Here is a 16,561-nt window from a genome sequence, read left to right on the forward strand (position 1 = left end):
CAGCCGGAAGGGAAAGGTCTAGATTTCCCTCCAAGGGTTGTTTCGCGAGTGACAGGTAAGGCCGGAACGGATGTCGGACGAGCACGGACAGGACGGGGATTCCCCGCGCAGGCCCGACTTGCCGCCGGGTCGGGCCGGACAGCTGCTGCACCTGGCCGATTACGAGCCCGTGCAGATGGAGCGCATCCTGGGCGAGCTGCGCGGCTATTGGGAAGGGCTGCGCCAGGGCCGGGCCATTCCCGACCGCGCCGATGTCGAGCCGCGCGGCATCCGCCGGGCGCTGGACTATGCCTTCATCCTGGAACGCATCGCGCCCGGCGCGGCCCGGTTCCGTCTGGCCGGGCGTCATCTGATCGACCTGATGGGGATGGAGGTGCGGGGCATGCCGCTTTGCGCGCTGCTGAACACCAGTTCGCGCGGCCGGCTGTCGGATGTGCTGGAAAGCGTGTTCCGCGGCCCGCAGATCGCCGAGATCGTGCTGGATTCCCCCGCCGGCTATGGTCGCCCGGCGCTGGCCGGCCGGATGCTGCTTTTGCCGCTGCGCTCGGATCTGGGGGATGTGACGCGGGCACTCGGCTGCCTGGTCGCCGAGGGCCAGATCGGCGAGAGCCCGCGGCGCTTCGACCTGCTCTCGGATGCGGAGTTCCCGGTCATTCCCGGCGCCAGGGTGCTGGAGCCCTCGCCCTCGCGGCCGGGCTTCGCCGAGGCGCCGCCGCGCTGGAGCGGCGCCCCGCCGGCCGATCCCGCGTCCCCCCTGCCCGCGGATGCGAGCCCCGAAGCACGCCGCGCCCGTTTTCGCATCGTCAGCAACGACAAGCCGCCCAGGCCGCCGGGCATTCGTTTTTGACCCGGCACAGCCTGCGGCCGCATGTGCGGGCTCAGCCCCTGACCTGCGCGCCAGGCCGGCCATCCCCGGCAAGCGCGCATGAAAAAGGGCGGCGAGGCCAAGGCCCGCCGCCCATATTCCAGCCCCGCCAGCGATCAGCTTGCCTTGGCCTGCCGGTCCGTGCCGTTGACGCGGCGGTTGCGCAATTCCTCGGCCACCAGGAAGGCCAGTTCCAGCGACTGGCTGGCGTTCAGCCGCGGATCGCAGGCCGTGTGATAGCGGTTCGACAGATCCTCGTCGGTGACGGCGCGCACGCCGCCGATGCATTCGGTCACGTCCTGGCCGGTCATCTCGAAATGCACGCCGCCGGGGATGGTGCCCTCGGCGCGATGGACGGCGAAAAACTCGCGCACCTCGCGCAGCACCGAATCGAAGGGCCGGGTCTTGTAGCCCGAGGCCGACTTGATGGTGTTGCCATGCATCGGGTCGCAGGACCAGACGACATGGGCGCCTTCCTCGCGCACCGCCTCGATCAGGCGCGGCAGGTGGTCGCCGACCGAACCGGCGCCGAAACGGGCGATCAGCGTCAGCCGGCCCGGTTCGTTTTCCGGGTTCAGCTTGGCCATCAGCGCCTTCAGGTCGCCGGTGCTGATCGAGGGGCCGCATTTCAGCCCGATCGGGTTCTGCACGCCGCGGCAGAACTCGACATGGGCGCCATCGACCTGGCGGGTGCGGTCGCCGATCCAGATCATGTGGCCCGAGCCCGCGACCGGCAGACCGGTGGTCGAATCGATCCGCGCCAGCGCCTCCTCGTATTCCAGCAGCAGGGCCTCGTGGCTGGTGTAGAAATCCACCTGGCCCAGCTCATGCGCGGTTTCCGAGGTCACGCCCGCCGCCGCCATGAAGGCCATGGCATCGCTGATCCGGTCGGCGATGTCGCGATAGCGCGCCGCCTCCTCGCCGCCGGTGAAATCGCTGATCCAGCTCTGCACCCGGTGGATATCGGCATAGCCGCCGGTCGAGAAGGCGCGCAGCAGGTTCAGCGAGGCCGCGGCCTGGGTATAGGCCGCAAGCATGCGCTGCGGATCGGGGATGCGCGCCTCGGGCGTGAAATCAAAGCCGTTGATGATATCGCCGCGATAGCTGGGCAGCTCTCGCTCGCCCATCTTCTCGGTCGGGGCCGAGCGCGGCTTGGCGAACTGGCCCGCCATGCGGCCGACCTTGACCACCGGCAGCTGCGCGCCCCAGGTCAGCACCACGGCCATTTGCAGCATGACCTTGAAGGTGTCGCGGATGTTGTCGGCCGAGAATTCGGCAAAGCTTTCGGCGCAGTCGCCGCCTTGCAGCAGGAAGGCGCGGCCGGCCGCGACCTCGCCCAGCGAGGCTTTCAGGCGGCGCGCCTCGCCGGCAAAGACCAGCGGCGGGTATTTGGCCAATTGCGCCTCGACGGCGGCGAGGCCGGCCTGGTCGGGATAGTCAGGCATCTGGACGCGCGGATAGGCGCGCCAGCCACGCTTGTCCCATGCCTGTGCCGGGGTCGCGGAACTGGAGGTCGTCGGTGCCATGATCCTATCCTTCATGCAAGCGGTGCCTGCCATATAGAGGTTGTAGGGCCAAAGGAAAAGCCTTGCGCGCGCCGCGATTGCCTGCTGATCTGCCGCGAATTCAGACGCGCGACCGACATGCCAGACCCCGATCCAGCAGCAGCCCCCGATCCGGGGCCGATTCCGCCCCCTGCCGCGGACGAGACCCGGCGCTATGTCTTTCTGCTGCTGGACCGTTTCACCATGGTCTCCTTCGCCGCCGCCATCGAGCCGTTGCGGCTGGCGAACCGGCTTTCCGGCCGCGAGCTCTACGAATGGCGGCTGGTGGGCGAACAGGGCGAATCCGCCCTTTGCTCGAACGGCGCGCGCATCCTGCTGGACGGCCCGCTTTCCGACACCCGGCGCGGCGACACGGTGCTGGTCTGCGGCGGGCTGGACGTGGCGCGGGCGGCGACGCGGCCGGTGCTGGCCTGGCTGCGTCGCGAGGCGCGGCGCGGCACCCGCATCGGCGCGCTCTGCACCGGCGCCTGGGTGCTGGCCGAGGCCGGGCTGCTCGAAGGCCGCCGCGCCACCATCCACTGGGAAAACCAGGACGGCTTCGCCGAGAAATTCCCCGATGTCACCCTGATCCGCACCGTCTTCGTCGAGGACGGCAGCCGGCTGACCGCCGCCGGCGGCACCGCTGCCATCGACCTGATGCTGCGCCAGATCGCCCGCGACCATGGCACCGAGCTGGCCAACCGCGTGGCCGACCAGATGATCCACACCTCGATCCGCTCCGAGGAGGAGGAGCAGCGCCTGTCCAGCCCGACCCGGATGGGTGCGCGCCATCCCCGGCTGGCGCAGGTTCTGGCCCGGATGGAGGCCAATATCGAGGATCCGATCAGCCCGGCGCGGCTTGCCTCCGAGGCGGGCCTGTCGCCGCGCCAGCTGGAACGGCTGTTCGCGCGCTATCTCGGCCGCTCGCCCAAGCGCTACTACATGGAGCTGCGGCTGGAACGGGCGCGGCACCTGCTCTTGCAAACCGGGATGAGCGTGATGGAGATCGCGCTGGCCTGCGGTTTTGCCTCTGTGGCGCATTTCTCGAAATGCTACCGGGCGACCTATGGTTGCACCCCCTATCGCGAACGCGGCGCCGCGTCGGCCGGCTGAACCGTCTTCCGCTGCGGCAAGCCGCGATCTGCCGCTTTATGCAGTCGCCAACATGCTTTTCTTTTCATCCGCGCGCTTATAACCTGTCAGACAGGACAATGTTCCACTCAGGGAGACGACTGATGAAAAAGCTTCTTCTGGCCAGCGCCGCCGGAGCCTTGCTTGCCGGTGCGGCCGGCGCCGAGGAAATCAAGATGGGCATTTCGCTGGGCCTGACCGGCCCGCTGGAATCGATCTCGCCCGCCATGCAGAAAGGCGCGGAACTGGCGATGAAGGAGGTCTCGGACAGCGGCAAGCTGCTGGACGGTTCGACCATCGTGCCCGTGGTGGCCGACAACACCTGCGCCGATGCCGCCGCCTCGGTGGCCGCGGTCGAGCGCCTGGTGACGGCCGAGGGCGTCAAGGGCATCATGGGCGGCATGTGCTCGGGCGAAACCATCGCCTCGCTGGAACGGGTCGGGGTGCCGAACGGGGTGGTGATGATCTCGCCCTCGGCCACCTCGCCGGCGCTTTCGACCATCGACGACAAGGGTTTCTTCTTCCGCACCTCGCCCTCGGACGCGCGCCAGGGCGAAGTCATGGCCGATATCGTGCTGGAGCGCGGCATCAACAGCGTCGCCGTTACCTATACCAACAACGATTACGGCAAGGGCCTGGCCGACAGCTTCGCCGAGGCCTACAAGGCCAAGGGCGGCACCGTGACCGTGGTCTCGGCCCATGACGACGGCAAGGCCGACTATTCGGCCGAGGTCGCCGCGCTGGCCGCTGCCGGCGGCGACGCGCTGGTCGTGGCCGGCTATGCCGACCAGGGCGGCTCGGGCGTCATCCAAGGCTCGCTGGACACCGGCGCCTTCGAGACCTTCGTGCTGCCCGACGGCATGGTCAACAACGTCCTGGTCGAGAAGTTCGGCACCCAGCTGGAAACCTCGTTCGGCCAGAACCCCTCGGCCGAGGGCGAAGGCCACGAGAAATTCGACGCGCTCGCCAAGGAAGCCGGCTTCGACGGCACCTCGGCCTATGCCGGCGAATCCTATGATGCCGCCGCGCTGATGCTGCTGGCCATGCAGGCCGCCAAGTCCTCGGATCCCAAGGTCTACAAGGACAAGGTGATGGAAGTCGCCAACGAGCCGGGCGAGAAGATCTATCCTGGCGAACTGGCCAAGGCGCTGGAACTGCTCGCGGCCGGCACCGACATCGACTATGTCGGCGCCACCTCGGTTGAGCTGGTCGAGCCGGGCGAAAGCGCCGGCGTCTATCGCGAGGTCGATTTCAAGGGCGGCAAGCTCAACGTCGTAGGCTATCGCTGAGACGCGCAGGTCGCGGAAAGGGTCCGGTTTCCGGGCCCTTTTCATAATCAAGAACAATCCCGTAAGGGAAATTCTTCATGCAAGGCATGAAGCTGGGGAGCACTATGATCCAGGTCCACGACCTGCATAAGCATTTCGGAGGCTTCCGCGCCGTCGATGGCGCCAGCCTGACGATCGAGAAAGGCTCGATCACCGGGTTGATCGGCCCGAACGGCGCCGGAAAATCCACTCTTTTCAACGTGATCGCCGGAGTTTTGAAACCGACCGCCGGCCGCGTGACCATGGCGGACGAGGATATCACCGGCCTGCCGCCGCATGAGCTGTTCCACAAGGGGCTCCTGCGCACCTTCCAGCTGGCGCACGAGTTTTCCTCGATGACCGTGCGCGAGAACCTGATGATGGTGCCGGGCGGGCAATGCGGCGAGACGCTGGTCAACACTTGGTTCCGCCGCGGCCGCATCCGCGAGGAGGAACGTGCGCTTCGCAAGAAAGCCGACGAAGTGCTGGAGTTCCTGACCATTTCCCATGTCGCCGACGAAAAGGCCGGCAACCTGTCCGGCGGCCAGAAGAAGCTGCTGGAACTGGGCCGCACCATGATGGTGGATGCGAAGATCGTCTTCCTGGACGAGGTGGGCGCCGGGGTGAACCGCACGCTGCTGGGCACCATCGGCGATGCCATCGTGCGGCTGAACAAGGAGCGCGGCTATACCTTCTGCGTGATCGAGCATGACATGGACTTCATCGGCCGGCTTTGCGACCCGGTGATCGTCATGGCGGCGGGCAAGGTTCTGGCCCAGGGCTCGGCCGACAGCATCATGAAGAACGAGGCGGTGATCGAGGCCTATCTGGGCACCGGGCTCAAGAACAAGGTCGCGGCCGAAGTGGCCGAGGAGGCTGCCTTCGGCGAAAGCCATGGCGCCCAGCCCGGCCTGGGGGCCGAGGCCGGCCGCGGCGGCGACGGCAAGCCAGCGGGGGAGATGTGATGGCAGAGCCCTATCTTTCCGCCACCGCCATGCGCGGCGGCTATGGCAAGGCCGATATCCTGAACGGCTGCACCCTGACGGTCGAGCGCGGCCAGATCGCCGTCATCGTCGGCCCGAACGGCGCCGGCAAATCGACGGCGATGAAGGCCGTCTTCGGCATGCTGCACCTGCGCGAGGGCCAGGTCGCGCTGGCCGGCGAGGACATCACCCATCTCAGCCCGCAGGAGCGGGTGCGCAAGGGCATGGGCTTCGTGCCGCAGACCCACAACATCTTCCCGACCATGACGGTCGAGGAGAACCTGGAAATGGGCGCCTTCATCCGCGAGGACGACTTCAAGGACACCATGGCCCAGGTCTACGAACTGTTCCCCGCCGTGGCCGACAAGCGCAAGCAGAACGCCGGCGAATTGTCGGGCGGCCAGCGCCAGCAGGTCGCCGTCGGCCGGGCGCTGATGACCAAGCCCAGCCTCTTGATGCTGGACGAGCCGACCGCCGGCGTCAGCCCCATCGTCATGGACGAGCTGTTCGACCGCATCATCGAGGTCGCCCGCACCGGGATTTCCATCCTGATGGTCGAGCAGAACGCCCGGCAGGCACTGGAGATCGCCGATATCGGCTATGTCCTGGTGCAGGGCGCCAACCGTTACACGGACAGCGGGCAGGCGCTTCTCGCCGATCCCGAGGTCCGCCGCACCTTCCTGGGGGGCTGAAGATGGACATCCTGAATGCCCTCGTGGCCATCCTGAACTTCGTGGTGATCCCCGCCGCCTCCTATGGCGCGCAGCTGGCGCTCGGGGCGCTGGGGGTGACGCTGATCTACGGCATCCTGCGCTTTTCCAACTTCGCCCATGGCGACACCATGGCCTTCGGCGCCGCGCTGGTGATCCTGATCACCTGGGGGTTGCAGGCCATCGGCATCAGCCTGGGCCCGCTGCCGACCGCCCTGATCGCCCTGCCCTTCGGCATCGCGCTGACGGCGATCTTCATCCTGGGCACCGACCGCGTGGTCTATCGCTTCTATCGCAGCAAACGCTCTGCGCCGATCATCCTGGTCATGGCCTCGGTCGGGGTCATGTTCATCATGAACGGGCTGACCCGGCTGATCATCGGCGTCGACGAGATCCGCTTCGACGACGGCGCGCGCTTCCTGATCAGCGTGCAGCAGTTCCGCGCCTGGACCGGGCTGACCGAGGGGCTGTCGCTGCGGGTCAGTCAGGCCCTGACGCTGGTGGTGACGGCGCTGACCTGCTGGGCGCTGTTCCGCTTCCTGAACCGCTCGCGCGCCGGCAAGGCGATGCGCGCCTATTCCGACAACGAGGACCTGGCCCTGCTTTCCGGCATCGACCCCGAGCGGGTGGTGCGCCTGACCTGGATCATCGCCACCGCGCTGGCGGTGACGGCGGGCACGCTTTACGGTCTGGACAAGTCCTTCAAGGTCTTCAACTATTTCCAGATCCTGCTGCCGATCTTTGCCGCCGCCATCGTGGGCGGCCTCGGCAATCCGCTGGGCGCGGTGGCGGGCGGCTTCATCGTCGCCTTTTCCGAAGTGGCCGTCACCTATCCCTGGCGCAAGATCGCCACCTATCTGGGCTTCGAGCCCCAGGGGCTGCTGCAACTCTTGTCCACCGAATACAAGTTCGCGGTCAGCTTCGTGATCCTGATCGTGGTCCTGCTGTTCCGGCCGACCGGCCTGTTCCGCGGCAAATCCGTCTGAGGAGGGCGTTTATCCATGTCGAATACACGTCAAGCCGAAGCGGTCAGCCCCTGGCGCGCGCCGCTCCTGTTCCTGATCCTCGCCGCGCTGTTCCTGGCCGAGGGCAGCTTTCGCAACGCGCTGTTCTCGGGCAGCTGGAACACGGCGCTGGCCATCCTGAACATGGGGCTGATCTCGGCCGTCATGGCGCTGGGTGTGAACATGCAATGGGGCTACGCCGGGCTGTTCAACGCCGGCGTCGTCGGTTTCCTGGCGCTTGGCGGGCTGGCGCCAGTGCTGGTCTCGACCGCGCCGGTGCAGGGCGCCTGGGCGGCGGGCGGGCCGCGGGTGATCCTGGCGCTGCTGGTGGGCCTGGGCACGCTGGCCCTGGCGGCGCAGGTCTGGAAACGCCTGTCGGGGGCCTGGCGCGTCCCGGCGCTGATCGCGGTGCTGGTGGCGGGCTTCGTGCTCTACCGCTGGTTGTTCGATCCGGCGGTGATGGCGATCGAGGCGAACAATTCCGCCCGCGCCGGCAATATCGGCGGCCTGGGCTGGCCGGTGCTGCTGTCCTGGCCGGTCGGCGCGCTGTTCGCCGCCGTGGCCGCCTGGGGCGTCGGCAAGGTGGCGCTGGGGCTGCGCTCGGACTACCTGGCCATCGCCACGCTGGGCATCGGCGAGATCATCGTCGCCGTGATGCGCAACGAGGAATGGCTGTCGCGCGGGGTCAAGAACGTCTCGGGCATCCCGCGCCCGGTGCCCTATGAGCTGGACTTGCAGGGCAATCCCGATTTCGTGGCCCGCGCCGCCGAATGGGGGATGAGCCCGGCCGTCGCCTCGGGGATCTGGGTCAAGCTGCTTTATGCCGGCCTGTTCGGCGCCGTGCTGCTGGCGCTGATCCTGCTGGCGGAGCTGGCGCTGAAATCGCCCTGGGGCCGGATGATGCGCGCGATCCGCGACAACGAGACCGCCGCCGAGGCCATGGGCAAGGACGTGACCCGACGGCATTTGCAGATCTTCGTCATCGGCAGCGCGGTGATCGGTCTGGCCGGTGCGATGATGGTGACGCTGGACGGGCTCTTGTCGCCGACCAGCTTCAACCCCCTGCGCTATACCTTCCTGATCTGGGTGATGGTGATCGTCGGCGGCTCGGGCAACAACTGGGGCGCGGCGCTGGGGGCGATCCTGATCTGGTTCCTGTGGATCAAGGCCGAGGTCTGGGGGCCGGAATTCATGCGGCTGGTCACCGGGCCGATGCCCGACGGGGCGTTGCGCAGCCACCTGCTGGGCAGCGCGCCGCATATGCGCTTCATCGCGCTGGGGGTGGTGCTGCTATTGATGCTGCGCTTTGCACCGCGCGGGCTGGTGCCGGAGAAATAAGGACGGGGGCTTTCGCCCCCGTGCTTTCTTCGTTCGGGGGCTTTGCCCCGCTCGTCGCTGGCGCTCCTCGCCCCCCAGGATATTTCGGCACGAAAGAAGCGGTCAGCTGCCGCGATAGGTGGAATAGCCGTAGGGCGAGATCAGCAGCGGCACATGGTAGTGGTCCTGCTCGGACATGCCGAAGCGCAGCGGCACCTGGTCGAGGAAGCGGGGCTTCGCGGCCTGGTGGCCGATGCCGTCGAGCCAGGCGCCGACATGGAAGACCAGTTCGTATTCGCCGGTCTGGAACTCCGCCTCGGGCAGGATATGCCTGTCGGTGCGGCCGTCGTGATTGGTGACGGTCTCGGCAATCAGCCGGCGCTCGGGGTCGAGGCGGTAGAGTTCGATCCGCATGCCCTGCGCGGGCGTGCCGTTGGCGGTGTCGAGCACATGAGTGGTGAGGTAACCGGGCATTTTCGTCCTTTCCTTGTCAATCCGCGAGCCGGGCGATGGCGGCGCGGGCCTGTTCGTTCAGGCGATTCGGGTCTGCGGTCAGCAGGTTGTGATCCTGCACCACGGCGCGGCCCTCCACATAGACCGCGCGCGGGCGGATCGGGGCGCAGAAGACCAGCGCCGCCACCGGGTCCCATTGCCCGGCCGCCGGCAGTTCCGAGACGTCCCAGAGCACCAGGTCGGCGCGCTTGCCGGGCTCCAGCGCGCCGATATCGCTGCGGCCCAGCACCCGCGCGCCGCCGAGCGTGGCGATCTCCAGCGCCTCGCGCGCGCCCATGGCGGCGGGGCCGTCCTTGAGGCGGGCGACCAGCATGGCCTGCCGCGCCTCGAGCCCGAGATGGCTGCAATCGTTGCTGGCCGAGCCATCGACGCCGAGGCCCACCGGCACGCCGGCATCGCGCATCCGGCGCACCGGGGCGATGCCCGAGGCGAGGCGCGCGTTCGAGCAGGGGCAATGTGCGACCCCGGTGCCGGTGCGGGCAAAGAGATCGATCTCCTTCTCCGACAGCTTCACGCAATGCGCATGCCAGACGTCGTCCCCGGTCCAGCCCAGGCTTTCGGCGTAATCGCCGGGCAGCATGCCGAAGTTTTCCAGCGAATAGGCGATGTCCTCGTCGTTCTCCGCCAGGTGGGTGTGCAGCCGCACGCCCTTTTCGCGGGCGAGGATGGCGGCGTCGCGCATGAGTTCGCGACTGACCGAGAAGGGCGAACAGGGCGCGAGGCCCACCTGCACCATCGCTCCGGGGTTGGGGTCGTGGAAGGCGGCGACCAGGCGCTCGCTGTCCTTGAGGATCGCGGCCTCGTCCTCGACCAGCGCGTCGGGGGGCAGGCCGCCCTTGCTTTCGCCGATCGACATGGCGCCGCGGGTGGCGGTGAAGCGGATGCCGATTTCCGACGCCGCCTCGATGCTGTCGTCGAGCCGGGCGCCGTTCGGGAACAGGTAGAGGTGGTCCGAGGAACAGGTGCAGCCCGAGAGCGCCAGTTCGGCCAGGCCGATCCGGGTGGACAGCCGGATATCCTCGGGGCCCATGCGGCCCCAGATCGGATAGAGGGTGCGCAGCCAGCCGAACAGCGCCGCATCCTGCGCGGCAGGCACGGCGCGGGTCAGCGTCTGGAACAGGTGGTGATGGGTGTTGACGAAGCCGGGGGTGACCACGCAGCCCCCGGCCTCGACGATCTCGGCGCCTTCGGCGGAAAGACCCGGACCGACGGCGGAGATGACCCCGCCGTCGATCAGGATGTCCCCGCCTGCGATCTCGCGCCGGGCGCCGTCCATGGTGACCACCACTTCGGCGCCCCTGATGAGCAGGCGTTTCGTCATCAATGTGCCTCGGCGGCGTGGGCGGCGGCGGCGATCTCCTCGTCGCTGGTATGCGGCGCGCCGTTGAAGAACCAGTTCAGCAGCACGGCAGCGACCGCGGCCAGCAGGATGCCGGAATGGATCAGCGTGTGCAGCGCATGCGGCAGCCACTGGTTGAAGTCGGGGGCGATCATCGGCACCATGCCGAGGCCCAGCGAGACGGCGACGATGAACAGGTTGTGCTTGTTGCCCTTGAAGTCCACCGTCGAGAGGATGCGGATGCCGGTCGCGGCGACCATGCCGAACATCACCAGCCCCGCGCCGCCCAGCACCGTGGTCGGCAGCGATTCCACCAGCGCGCCCATCTTGGGGATCAGTCCCAGCACGATCATGATCGCGCCGCCCGCCACGCAGACGAAGCGCGAGCGCACGCCGGTCACGCCCACCAGACCGACGTTCTGGCTGAAGGAGGTATAGGGGAAGGTGTTGAAGAGCCCGCCGATGGCGGTGCCCAGGCCGTCCACGCGCAGCCCGGCCGAGAGCGCCTTGGGCGTCATCCGGCGGCCGCAGATGTCGGAAAGCGCCAGGAACATGCCGGTCGATTCGATCATGGTCACGAACATGACCAGCAGCATGGTCAGGATCATCACCGGGTCAAAGATCGGCATGCCGAAATGCAGCGGCTTGATCGGCGCGAACCAGGCGGCCTCGGCGATGCCGTCGAAATGCATCATCCCCATGGCGGCGGCCAGCAGCCCCCCGATGACGATGCCCAGGAGCACCGCGATATTGGCGACGAAGCCCCTGGCATAGCGGGCGATCAACAGGATGGCGGCCAGCACGGTGACGCCGATGATGATGCGCGGCACCGAGGCATAATCCGGGTTGGGCACGGTCGGCATCAGCTTCACGCTCCCGGGGACGTCACCGGCGGCGCGGGCGGCCTCCAGCCAGGCCTGGGCGGCGGGATCGACCAGTTGCGGCGCGGTCGGGCCGACCGGCAGGCCGAAGATCCAGTTGATGCCCACCGGCATCAGGCTGACGCCGATCACCAGGATCACCGTCCCGGTGACCACGCTGGGGAAAAACCGCAAGAGCCGGCTGACCAGCGGCGCGAAGAAGATCGAGATGAGCCCGGCGGCCATGATGGCGCCGAACATCATCCGCGCCCCCTCCTGCCCCGGGTTGGACGAGGCGATGGCGACCATCGGGCCGACGGCGGCGAAAGTCACGCCCATCATCACCGGCAGGCGGATGCCGAACCATTGCGTGGCGCCGAAGGACTGGATGATGGTGACGATGCCGCAGACGAACAGGTCGGCGGAAATCAGAAAGGCCACGTCCTGCGGTGACAGTTGCAGGGCGCGGCCGACGATCAGCGGCACCGCGATGGCACCGGCATACATGACCAGAACATGCTGGAAACCCAGGGCGAGCAGCCGAGGCGCGGCGATGCGCTCCTCGACCGGATCGAAGCCGGGGCTGGTATCTATTGCTTGCATACGTCCTTATCCTCCCTTGTTCAGGACGCGAGCGGCACGGGTCAGATTTCGACCTCTTGCGCCACCCCCTTGTGTTTGGCGAGTTCGACGACCGCCTTGGCGACCGCCAGGTCCTGCAAGCCGACGCCGGTGCCGTCGAACAGCGTGACCTCGGCATCGCCGCGGCCCGGATTGTCGCCCGCCACCACCGCGCCGAGTTCGCCGATCTGCTCCTCCGCGATCAGCTTTGACGCGATGGCGTGCTGGCACTCGCCGATGCTGACTGACTGCGCGACCTCATCGGTGAAGATCCGGGCGCGCGCGACCAGCGCCGGATCCAGTTCCTGCTTGCCCTTGGTGTCGGTGCCCATGGCGGCGATATGCGTCGGGCCCTTGACATGCTCGTTCATCAGCAAGGGCGAGAAGGACGAGGTGATCGAGATGATCACGTCGGCTTCCGCGCCCAGACGCGGCAGGTCCACCGCCTCGAAGGGCAGGCCCAGCTCGGCCGCAGTATCGGCCAGCCGGCCCAGCATCTCGGGATGCGGGTTCCAGCCGATCACCTTCTCGAACCGGTGCACATTGGCCGCCGCCCGCATCTGGAAGGCGGACTGGTGGCCGGCGCCGATCATGCCCAGCACCTTGGCGCCCTTGGGTGCCAGATACTTGATCGACACCGCCGAGGCCGCCGCGGTGCGCAGCGCCGTCAGCAGGTTGCCGCCCACCGCCGCCGAAACCCGGCCGGTATCCGGGTCGAACAGGAACACGGTGGACTGGTGGTTGATCAGGTTATGCTTCTGGTTCAACGGCCAATAGCCGCCGGCCTTCAGCCCCAGCGTCAGGGCCGAGGCATCGAAGCCGCCCTTGAAGCCGTAAAGCGCGTCCTCATGGCCGATGGCCTCGCGCACCACGGGAAAGTTGTAGGCCTTGCGCCGGGCCATCGAGGCGAAGACCGCCTCGATGGCCTCGAAGGCCGCCTCGGGGGTCATCAGACCCGCGATTTCCTTTTCGGCGACGACGAGCATCAGTAGCCCTTCCCGCGCGCCGAAACCGGCCAGACCGTCTCGACCTTGCCGTTCCGAACGCCGACATACCAGTCGTGGACGTTGCAGGTCGGGTCGCAATGGCCCGGCACCAGCCGCAGCTTGTCGTTGACCTTCAGGACGCCGTCCTTGTCCTCGACCACGCCATGCTCGTCGCTGCACTTGATGTATTTCACGTCGTCGCGGCCATAGACGAAGGGCAGGCCGCTATCGACCGACTGCGCCTTGAGGCCGGCATCGACCACCGCCAGATGCGGCTTGGCGTGCGACATGACCGAGGTCAGGATGAACAGCGCGTTCTCCCATTCGCCCTGGTCGATGCGCTTGCCCTCGGCATCGTGGATGCGGCCGTAATCGGCATCCATGAAGGCGTAGGAACCGCATTGCAATTCGTTGTAAACGCCCGAGTTGCTTTCGAAATAATAGGAACCCGTGCCGCCGCCCGAGACGAATTCCGGGGCCAGGCCTTCGGCTTCCAGCGCCGCGACGGCTTCCTTGACCTGGGCGATGGCGGCGTCCAGCTTGGCCTTGCGGTCCTCGTAGCTGTCCATGTGCTGCATGGCGCCCTGATAGGCCTGGATGCCCTTGAACACCAGGTTCGGCGCCGCATCGGCTGCCTTGGCAATCTCGACCACGGCCTCCTTGGTGGTCACGCCGCAGCGCCCGGCGCCGCAATCGATCTCGACAAAGATGCCAAGTTCGGTGCCGTGCTTCTGCGCCGCCGCCGACAGGTCGGCGATGTTTTTCACGTCATCGACGCAGACCGTCACCGTCGCGCCGGTCTTGGGCAGCCGGGCCAGGCGGTCGATCTTGGCCGGCTCGCGCACCTCGTTGGTGACCAGCACGTCCTTGATGCCGCCGCGGGCAAAGGCCTCGGCCTCGCTGACCTTCTGGCAGCAGACGCCGACCGAGCCGCCCAGCGATTCCTGCAATTTCTGCACATCGACCGACTTGTGCATCTTGCCGTGGCTGCGGTGGCGCATGCCATGCGCCTTGGCGTAATCGCCCATCTTCTTGATGTTGCGCTCCAGCGCGTCCAGGTCGAGGATCAGGCAGGGCGTCTGGATCTCGCTCTCGTCCATGCCCGGCAGGGCGGGGATGTCATAGCCGACCTCGTAGCCGGCGAAATCCGTTTTCGCGTTCATGGGGGCTCTCCTCAATTCGGGTTCAGTTCCACGGCAGCTTGTCGAGATCGACATTGCCGCCGGTAACGATGACGCCGACGCGCTTGCCGGCGAAGGCTTCGGGGTTCTTCAGGATGGTGGCCAGCGGCACGGCGCTGGAGGGCTCCATCACGATCCGCAGGTGTTTCCAGATCAGCTTCATCGCATCGACGATCTCGGCATCCGAGGCGGTGTAGATCTCATGGACGTGGTTCTTGACGAAATGCCAGGTCAGGTCCTTCAGCGGCACCAAGAGCCCGTCGGCGACGGTCTTGGGCGCGTCGTCGGCGATGATGTAGCCGGCCTTGAAGCTGCGATAGGCGTCGTCGGCCTGCTCGGGCTCGGCCGCGATCACCTTGACCTCGGGCGCCAGCGTCGAGAGCGTCAGGCAGGTGCCCGAGATCATGCCACCGCCGCCGATCGGCGCCACCACGGCGTCCAACCCGTCGGTCTGCTCGATCAGTTCCTTGGCGCAGGTGCCCTGGCCGGCGATCACGCGCGGGTCGTTGTAGGGATGGACGAAATCGCCGCCGGTCTCGGCCTGCACCTTGGCGAAGGTCTCCTCGCGCGAACTGGTCGAGGGCTCGCATTCGGTGATCTTGCCGCCGTAGCGGCGCACCGTGTCCTTCTTGGCCTGCGGCGCGGTGCGCGGCATGACCACGTTGCAGGGGATGCCGCGCAGCATGGCGGCGTAGCTAAGGCACGAGGCATGGTTGCCGCTGGAATGCGTGGCGACGCCCTTGGCCGCCTGCGCCTCATCGAGGCCGAAGACCGCGTTGGTGGCGCCGCGGACCTTGAAGGCCCCCGGCTCCTGAAAGTTCTCGCATTTGAAGAACAGCTGCGCGCCGGCAAGCTCGTTCAGATAGTCCGAGGTGCGGATCGGCGTGCGGCGGATATGCGGCTTGATCCGCTCATGCGCGGCCAGCATGTCCTCATAGGTCGGGATATACATCGCGTCCTTCATCCTCAGGCGGCTTTCTTCTGCGCGGCGGCGGTGGTCTGGCGGTAATGTTCCTGCGCGGCGGCCACGCCCGAGCCGAGCCGGATCGGCAGGCCCAGATCGGCCATCACCATCTCGGCGGTGGCGATGCCCGACAGCGCCATGGCATCGGTCAGGCTGCCCAGGTGGCCGATGCGGAACACCTTGCCCGCGACCTGGCCCAGGCCGGTGCCGAAGGCCATGTCATAGGTCTCCAGCGCATGGCTGACGATCAGGTTGGCGTCGAAGCCCTCGGGCACGCGGATGGCGCTGACGCTGTCCGAATAAAGCTCGGGACGGGCGGCGCAGAGCTTCAGCCCCCAGGCCTCGACCGCGGCGCGCACGCCACTGGCGATGCGGTGGTGGCGGGCAAAGACGTTCTCCAGCCCCTCGGCCAGGATGCGCTCGCAGCTGGCGTTCAGCCCGTTGATGAGACCGACCGGCGGCGTGTAGGGATAGCCGTTGCGGGCATAGCCGGTCGCCATGTCGCGGATGTCGAAGAAGGTGCGCGGCAGGCGCGCGCTTTCGACCGCTTCCATCGCCTTGGGCGAGAAGCCGACGATGGCCAGGCCCGGCGGCAGCATGAAGCCTTTTTGCGAACCGGTGACGGCGATGTCGACGCCCCATTCGTCCATGCGGAAATCCATCGAGCCGATCGAGGAAACGCCGTCCACGAACAGCATCGCCGGGTGCTTGGCATTGTCCAGCGCGCGGCGGACCGCGGCGATGTCGGATTTCACGCCGGTCGCGGTCTCGTTATGCGTGGCCAGCACGGCGCGGATCTCGTGGCCCTTGTCGGCGGTCAGGATCTCCTCGAAGCGGTCGGCGGGGATGCCCTCGCCCCAGGGCGTCTCGACGAAGGTGACGTCCAGGCCGTGGCGCTGGCACATGTCGATCCAGCGATGGCTGAACATGCCGTTGCGCGCCGCCAGCACCTTGTCTCCGGGCGACAGCGTGTTGGTGATCGCCGTTTCCCAGCCGCCGGTGCCGGTCGAGGGGAACAGGAAAATCTGCGCCTGCGTGGTCTTGAGGACTTTCTTCACGCCCTCCAGCGCCGGGTGCAACATGCGGCCGAACACCGGCGAGCGGTGGTCGATGGTCGGCATGTCCACGGCCTTGCGCATCTCCTCGGGGATGTTGGTCGGGCCGGGGATAAAAATCGGATTCTGACTGGTCATGGCAATTCCTCCTGCGCTTGTGGACCAAGCTACGTTTTGCTGT

At 67.3% G+C, this 16,561-nt stretch carries 15 protein-coding genes; 7 read left to right on the forward strand and 8 right to left on the reverse strand.

Going from position 1 to position 16,561, the window contains the following annotated elements; translation table 11 throughout:
- Positions 1-70: 70 nt before the first annotated feature.
- Positions 71-847, forward strand: coding sequence for a PAS domain-containing protein (locus tag AQY21_RS18820; RefSeq protein ID WP_058099139.1), 777 nt, complete (start codon positions 71-73; stop codon positions 845-847).
- 134 nt (positions 848-981) lie between these two features.
- On the opposite strand, the gene AQY21_RS18825 is transcribed toward AQY21_RS18820, so the two are convergent.
- Positions 982-2,391 (reverse strand): class II 3-deoxy-7-phosphoheptulonate synthase, encoded by a 1,410-nt coding sequence (locus tag AQY21_RS18825; RefSeq protein ID WP_058099140.1) that lies wholly within the window; start codon positions 2,389-2,391, stop codon positions 982-984.
- Positions 2,392-2,508: 117 nt separating this feature from the next.
- Between AQY21_RS18825 and AQY21_RS18830 the strand changes: the two genes are divergently transcribed.
- From AQY21_RS18830 to AQY21_RS18855, 6 genes are all read left to right on the forward strand, one after another.
- The gene (locus tag AQY21_RS18830; protein ID WP_152988274.1) at positions 2,509-3,522 is read left to right on the forward strand and encodes a GlxA family transcriptional regulator; all 1,014 of its coding nucleotides are present in this window, start codon (positions 2,509-2,511) and stop codon (positions 3,520-3,522) included.
- A 122-nt stretch (positions 3,523-3,644) separates the two neighbouring features.
- Positions 3,645-4,829 (forward strand): ABC transporter substrate-binding protein, encoded by a 1,185-nt coding sequence (locus tag AQY21_RS18835; RefSeq protein ID WP_058099141.1) that lies wholly within the window; start codon positions 3,645-3,647, stop codon positions 4,827-4,829.
- 104 nt (positions 4,830-4,933) lie between these two features.
- Entirely contained in the window at positions 4,934-5,812 is an 879-nt protein-coding gene (locus AQY21_RS18840) for an ABC transporter ATP-binding protein (RefSeq protein ID WP_058099142.1), read from the forward strand.
- A complete protein-coding gene (locus tag AQY21_RS18845) occupies positions 5,812-6,522 on the forward strand; it encodes an ABC transporter ATP-binding protein (protein WP_058099143.1) in 711 nt (236 codons plus the stop codon). The genes AQY21_RS18840 and AQY21_RS18845 overlap by 1 nt, the downstream gene beginning before the upstream one ends.
- A gap of 2 nt (positions 6,523-6,524) precedes the next feature.
- Positions 6,525-7,526 carry a branched-chain amino acid ABC transporter permease gene (locus AQY21_RS18850; RefSeq protein ID WP_058099144.1) on the forward strand — a complete coding sequence of 334 codons (1,002 nt, stop codon included), beginning with the start codon at positions 6,525-6,527 and terminating at the stop codon, positions 7,524-7,526.
- Between the two features lie 15 nt (positions 7,527-7,541).
- Entirely contained in the window at positions 7,542-8,882 is a 1,341-nt protein-coding gene (locus AQY21_RS18855) for a branched-chain amino acid ABC transporter permease (RefSeq protein ID WP_058099145.1), read from the forward strand.
- A gap of 102 nt (positions 8,883-8,984) precedes the next feature.
- On the opposite strand, the gene uraH is transcribed toward AQY21_RS18855, so the two are convergent.
- The 7 genes from uraH to bhcA are packed head-to-tail and all read right to left on the reverse strand — an operon-like array spanning position 8,985 to position 16,518.
- A complete protein-coding gene (uraH, locus tag AQY21_RS18860) occupies positions 8,985-9,335 on the reverse strand; it encodes a hydroxyisourate hydrolase (RefSeq protein WP_058099146.1) in 351 nt (116 codons plus the stop codon).
- Between the two features lie 16 nt (positions 9,336-9,351).
- On the reverse strand, positions 9,352-10,695 hold the full coding sequence (locus AQY21_RS18865) for an 8-oxoguanine deaminase (protein ID WP_058099147.1): 1,344 nt from the start codon (positions 10,693-10,695) through the stop codon (positions 9,352-9,354).
- Entirely contained in the window at positions 10,695-12,176 is a 1,482-nt protein-coding gene (locus tag AQY21_RS18870) for a nucleobase:cation symporter-2 family protein (protein WP_058099148.1), read from the reverse strand. The genes AQY21_RS18865 and AQY21_RS18870 overlap by 1 nt, the downstream gene beginning before the upstream one ends.
- A 41-nt stretch (positions 12,177-12,217) precedes the next feature.
- The gene (bhcD, locus tag AQY21_RS18875; protein ID WP_058099149.1) at positions 12,218-13,180 is read right to left on the reverse strand and encodes an iminosuccinate reductase BhcD; all 963 of its coding nucleotides are present in this window, start codon (positions 13,178-13,180) and stop codon (positions 12,218-12,220) included.
- Positions 13,180-14,343 (reverse strand): 3-hydroxy-D-aspartate aldolase BhcC, encoded by a 1,164-nt coding sequence (gene bhcC / locus AQY21_RS18880; RefSeq protein ID WP_058099150.1) that lies wholly within the window; start codon positions 14,341-14,343, stop codon positions 13,180-13,182. Before bhcC ends, bhcD begins: the two co-directional genes overlap by 1 nt.
- Positions 14,344-14,365: 22 nt before the next feature.
- Positions 14,366-15,325: a beta-hydroxyaspartate dehydratase BhcB gene (bhcB, locus tag AQY21_RS18885; protein WP_058099151.1), complete on the reverse strand. Its 960-nt coding sequence runs from the start codon at positions 15,323-15,325 to the stop codon at positions 14,366-14,368.
- Between the two features lie 2 nt (positions 15,326-15,327).
- Positions 15,328-16,518 carry an L-aspartate--glyoxylate aminotransferase BhcA gene (gene bhcA, locus AQY21_RS18890; RefSeq protein WP_058099152.1) on the reverse strand — a complete coding sequence of 397 codons (1,191 nt, stop codon included), beginning with the start codon at positions 16,516-16,518 and terminating at the stop codon, positions 15,328-15,330.
- Positions 16,519-16,561: the final 43 nt, after the last annotated feature.

Origin of the sequence: Paracoccus sp. MKU1, assembly GCF_001447385.1 — a bacterium.
Lineage (GTDB): Bacteria > Pseudomonadota > Alphaproteobacteria > Rhodobacterales > Rhodobacteraceae > Paracoccus.

Excerpts from the sequence above, each read along its gene's own strand:
- AQY21_RS18820 (WP_058099139.1), top strand. The coding sequence starts at position 71 with ATGTCGGACGAGCACGGACAGGACGGGGATTCCCCGCGCAGGCCCGAC.
- AQY21_RS18825 (WP_058099140.1), bottom strand. The coding sequence starts at position 2,391 with ATGGCACCGACGACCTCCAGTTCCGCGACCCCGGCACAGGCATGGGAC.
- AQY21_RS18830 (WP_152988274.1), top strand. The coding sequence starts at position 2,509 with ATGCCAGACCCCGATCCAGCAGCAGCCCCCGATCCGGGGCCGATTCCG.
- AQY21_RS18835 (WP_058099141.1), top strand. The coding sequence starts at position 3,645 with ATGAAAAAGCTTCTTCTGGCCAGCGCCGCCGGAGCCTTGCTTGCCGGT.
- AQY21_RS18840 (WP_058099142.1), top strand. The coding sequence starts at position 4,934 with ATGATCCAGGTCCACGACCTGCATAAGCATTTCGGAGGCTTCCGCGCC.
- AQY21_RS18845 (WP_058099143.1), top strand. The coding sequence starts at position 5,812 with ATGGCAGAGCCCTATCTTTCCGCCACCGCCATGCGCGGCGGCTATGGC.
- AQY21_RS18850 (WP_058099144.1), top strand. The coding sequence starts at position 6,525 with ATGGACATCCTGAATGCCCTCGTGGCCATCCTGAACTTCGTGGTGATC.
- AQY21_RS18855 (WP_058099145.1), top strand. The coding sequence starts at position 7,542 with ATGTCGAATACACGTCAAGCCGAAGCGGTCAGCCCCTGGCGCGCGCCG.
- uraH (WP_058099146.1), bottom strand. The coding sequence starts at position 9,335 with ATGCCCGGTTACCTCACCACTCATGTGCTCGACACCGCCAACGGCACG.
- AQY21_RS18865 (WP_058099147.1), bottom strand. The coding sequence starts at position 10,695 with ATGACGAAACGCCTGCTCATCAGGGGCGCCGAAGTGGTGGTCACCATG.
- AQY21_RS18870 (WP_058099148.1), bottom strand. The coding sequence starts at position 12,176 with ATGCAAGCAATAGATACCAGCCCCGGCTTCGATCCGGTCGAGGAGCGC.
- bhcD (WP_058099149.1), bottom strand. The coding sequence starts at position 13,180 with ATGCTCGTCGTCGCCGAAAAGGAAATCGCGGGTCTGATGACCCCCGAG.
- bhcC (WP_058099150.1), bottom strand. The coding sequence starts at position 14,343 with ATGAACGCGAAAACGGATTTCGCCGGCTACGAGGTCGGCTATGACATC.
- bhcB (WP_058099151.1), bottom strand. The coding sequence starts at position 15,325 with ATGAAGGACGCGATGTATATCCCGACCTATGAGGACATGCTGGCCGCG.
- bhcA (WP_058099152.1), bottom strand. The coding sequence starts at position 16,518 with ATGACCAGTCAGAATCCGATTTTTATCCCCGGCCCGACCAACATCCCC.